This is a genomic window from Fundicoccus ignavus, assembly GCF_009659375.1.
Classification (GTDB): domain Bacteria; phylum Bacillota; class Bacilli; order Lactobacillales; family Aerococcaceae; genus Fundicoccus; species Fundicoccus ignavus.
The window spans coordinates 1-3,640 of the sequence record NZ_WJQT01000041.1; the positions used below are offsets into that span (position 1 = coordinate 1).

The following is a 3,640-nucleotide window of genomic DNA, read 5'->3' on the forward strand; positions in this document are numbered from 1 at the left end:
GTGTTCATTAACAAGTAATGAACCCTTACACATTTTGGTGTTTGTCTTTGTTCAGTTTTCAATGAGCTTTGTCAGTTGCGAACTCGTTCGCTGTGACAACTTTTATATTATAGCATGTTTCGTTTAGGCTTGTCAACAACTTTTTAAAAGAAATTTAAGTTTCTTTTTTGTTATCGGATGGCCGCGAAGCGCATCTCCTTAACGGAACTTTTATATAATAACATCTTTCTTTGTCGCTTGTCAACACTTTTTTAAAATTGTTTTAAGATCTTTACCAAAGTGTTTCGGTTAGATGAAATATTCTTTACTAATTCCTCTGCCCTCTTAACGACAAGAAACAATATACCACGGAACACTTCTTCATGTCAAACAAATTTTTGAAAGTTTTTTATTATTTAGTATTAATTTATTTGATAGTTTACTTGCAACCCTTTAACAACAGTCTTTTATACAAATCACATTTTTTAATTAGTATTTTTTACTTTCATGTAAAAATAGTTATTATCCATTAATTCCCGACACTTTAAGTAAGTATTTTTTAAATTTGATTGTTTCCTCATCTCATCAGAAACCTCGGCTGAGTCCGAGGACTTTAAATTTTGTTTAGCAGTCTTAACTCGATAATACAGCGTTACTTTTATTGAAATACTAAGCGTAGTTCAGCGACTTGTTTCAAAAGCGGTATAAAAAGCAATCAGCTCAGGTTGCTCTACCTATGAGCGAAGCACAAAGGCTATTAAATCACTCCAAAACTTATAATCCCTTATACTATAAAAAATTGGCAACTTTCTAACTAGAACAAGTCGCCAATTTATTTTATAGGGTTTGTGATTATATTTTGATTTTAAGAATGGTTATAAAAATAATTTAGTTGCCACTGCTGTGTAGCGAGAGCTGTTTTATTTAATTCGTCGCACCATGGAGGATAAAACCTCATCCCCATTTTACCTACTTGCTTTTCTGTAGCTAGCAGACCATGCTTTACAGCTCTCTCTTTAGGTATTATGAATATACCAGCTTGGTCTCCATCGTTTATGATTATTGCCGTCTCACTTGGAGTATCACAATCATAATAGGGACGATTTTTATTTAAATGATCTTTTTCCCAGAAGGAAACAAAATATCCTGGCTTTGTAGGAGTTTTCTTTCCCAAACGGCACCGAATTATCTTATTATCTAATGTTTCTATAAGAACTCCTTCATATTCTTTGTTTTGTTCCTCGTATTTTATAATTTTAAATTGCCCATACTCTTTTATTAAACTATTCTTGGACTTCATGAAACACCTCTTGCTTTCTATAAGGCATTAATAAACATTCTTTTTATTCTAAACTAATTTATTTAATTCATCCCATTCTTCTCTTAAAAGTCCCATTCGAATCGAATCATAATATTCGCCCTCAAATAATCTTACTTTTCTTATCCGCGCTTCTAGCTGCATACCTAATTTTTCGGCTACTCGAATCATCCGCTCATTACCCGACCAAGTTGTTAATCCAACTCTTACTTGTGGCAACGTATTGAATATATGATCCAGCCAAAGCTTAAGAGCACGAGTCCCTATACCTTTATTCCAGTTTTGTCCTTCATGGATAACAATCCCCATTTCAAGCCACACTGACTGATTATCTTCAAAATAATAAGATACAATCCCACAGACTTTTTCATCAACCGTAATAACCCAAAAATCATCCTGTTCAATGTATTGGGACGATTTCTCTAAAAATTTTTCATAAGCCATTGCATTATGGGGAAAATAGGGCGCATCCCATTTCTTCCATTCAGGCGCTGATTCTTTAAAAATTAACTCCCACATTCTTTTTAAGTCTTGACTAATCGCTGGACGAATAGCTAGCTCTTGATCTTTAAGCATAAACCTCTCCTTCTATTACTGTTATATTGAGACTTATATTCACTCTGTTCTTTCTAACTATATAAATCACTGCTTCTCTTTTACATTTAAGTCAATACATCCCATCTGTATGCTTTCGAAAAACTACTAAAAATCTAATCAAACATATAATCAAAATACTAACCTGGTGGAATGTTTATTTTAAGTTCTTTAAATAATCCTGCTTGTCTTTTAGAACCTCTGATATAGTCATATCGAATGAAGGATGAACGAAACATTCGATTGAACAGATCTAATATTTCATCTAATGTATACTCCTCAAATAAATCTGCATGTTCCATTTAATGTTTTCGTTCGGACACTAATATAAGGCTAAATACTGTATAAATATTTTTCCTTTTAACCCTTGCTCAGATGATTCTCTTAAACGGCGCATATTCAAGTGGTCTTTTAAATTCATAAATGATTTTTCAACCTGAATTTTATCTCTGGAATGACTTAGTACTTGCTCACTCGTCATCCGACTTTTCGATAATAAAACAAAATAGCCCGCATTAGCTAACTTCTCAGCGATTGCTTCATCCTTCACGCTTACTGAGACCACTTTGCCTTATTCTTTTGTGACTTTAAAGTAAGGATTATAAGCTTTTGAATTAGCTTCAATTAAGTGATTTGTTTGTAATTCACGTTCCCAGGCCTGAAGCTGTTTATGAAAGCTAATGCATCCTTCAGTTGCTCGTTCACTATCTAAGTAAGCATGGAGCGTCACTGGATAACAGGATGTTTCAGATGCTTTGAACACCTGATTGATGGTAAGTTGTTGACTATATAAGTTGGCCGCACCATGATAACTTTGGTAGTGTTCTATCATAGCGGTCAATTGGCTCAATAACATAAGTCGTATCCCTTTGTTTATTTTTACTATAAATTAATTTAGCCATTCGCTTCACCTCATTATCATCGTTATGAGTATTGTATTTTTTATAACAAAGGCTTGTCAATTAAAACCTCTAGCAAATACTTTTAAATCAGAATTTATTCGAGTTATTTCGCGGCGTCTTATAAATTTAACTGAAATTCAAGTTAATTATATGAAACCTTCGGCCGAATTCGAGGGCTTTAAATTCTGTTTAGCAATTTAAATTGGATATTACAGCATTACTTTTATTGGAATACTAAGCTTCCCTCAGCGACTTGTTTTCCAAAAGCGGTATCTAGGTCAATCGGCGCAGCTACTCTGACTATTAATAAAGAAAGGGAATTAGACAGAGCCTGGCCGATTGAGCTTCCAAAGCCTTAAAAAGCAACAAGCTGAGCGAAGCATAAAGAGTGATATACCATCATAAAACTTATAATCCCTTATATTGAAAAAACCAAAAAAACCGTTACAAACGATGATTTAACAACGTTTGTAACGGTTCTAATAATTCAATCTGAATGTTTTTAATAACCTCTATAAGCCACTTGCCGGGATCGAACCGGCGACCTCTTCCTTACCATGGAAGCGCTCTACCTGCTGAGCTAAAGCGGCACGTCTAAAAAAAGCTATAAAAAAAACTCCGCAAGTAGGGCTCGAACCTACGACATCATGATTAACAGTCATGCGCTCTACCAACTGAGCTATTGCGGAATAAAATAATTCTGTATAAAAAAAAATAACGACACTGGCGTGGCGACGTCCTACTCTCACAGGACCAAAGGTCCAACTACCATCGGCGCTAAGAAGCTTAACTGCTGTGTTCGGCATGGGAACAGGTGTGTCCTTCTTGCCATCATCACCACACAGTG

2 protein-coding genes, 2 tRNA genes, 1 rRNA gene and 1 pseudogene are annotated in these 3,640 nt (G+C 34.8%); all 6 read right to left on the bottom strand.

Annotated features, from left to right (window positions below):
- Positions 1-844 precede the first annotated feature (844 nt).
- A complete protein-coding gene (locus tag GF867_RS13485) occupies positions 845-1,279 on the bottom strand; it encodes a MepB family protein (protein WP_153833610.1) in 435 nt (144 codons plus the stop codon).
- Positions 1,280-1,327: 48 nt separating this feature from the next.
- Positions 1,328-1,873, bottom strand: coding sequence for a GNAT family N-acetyltransferase (locus GF867_RS13490; protein ID WP_153833611.1), 546 nt, complete (start codon positions 1,871-1,873; stop codon positions 1,328-1,330).
- Between the two features lie 158 nt (positions 1,874-2,031).
- Positions 2,032-2,717: pseudogene (locus GF867_RS14500) on the bottom strand (transposase); the annotation flags it as partial.
- A gap of 593 nt (positions 2,718-3,310) precedes the next feature.
- Positions 3,311-3,383: transfer RNA gene (locus GF867_RS13505), tRNA-Thr, on the bottom strand.
- A 26-nt stretch (positions 3,384-3,409) separates the two neighbouring features.
- Positions 3,410-3,482: transfer RNA gene (locus GF867_RS13510), tRNA-Asn, on the bottom strand.
- Positions 3,483-3,519: 37 nt separating this feature from the next.
- Positions 3,520-3,635, bottom strand: a 5S ribosomal RNA gene (rrf, locus tag GF867_RS13515).
- Between the last annotated feature and the right edge of the window lie 5 nt (positions 3,636-3,640).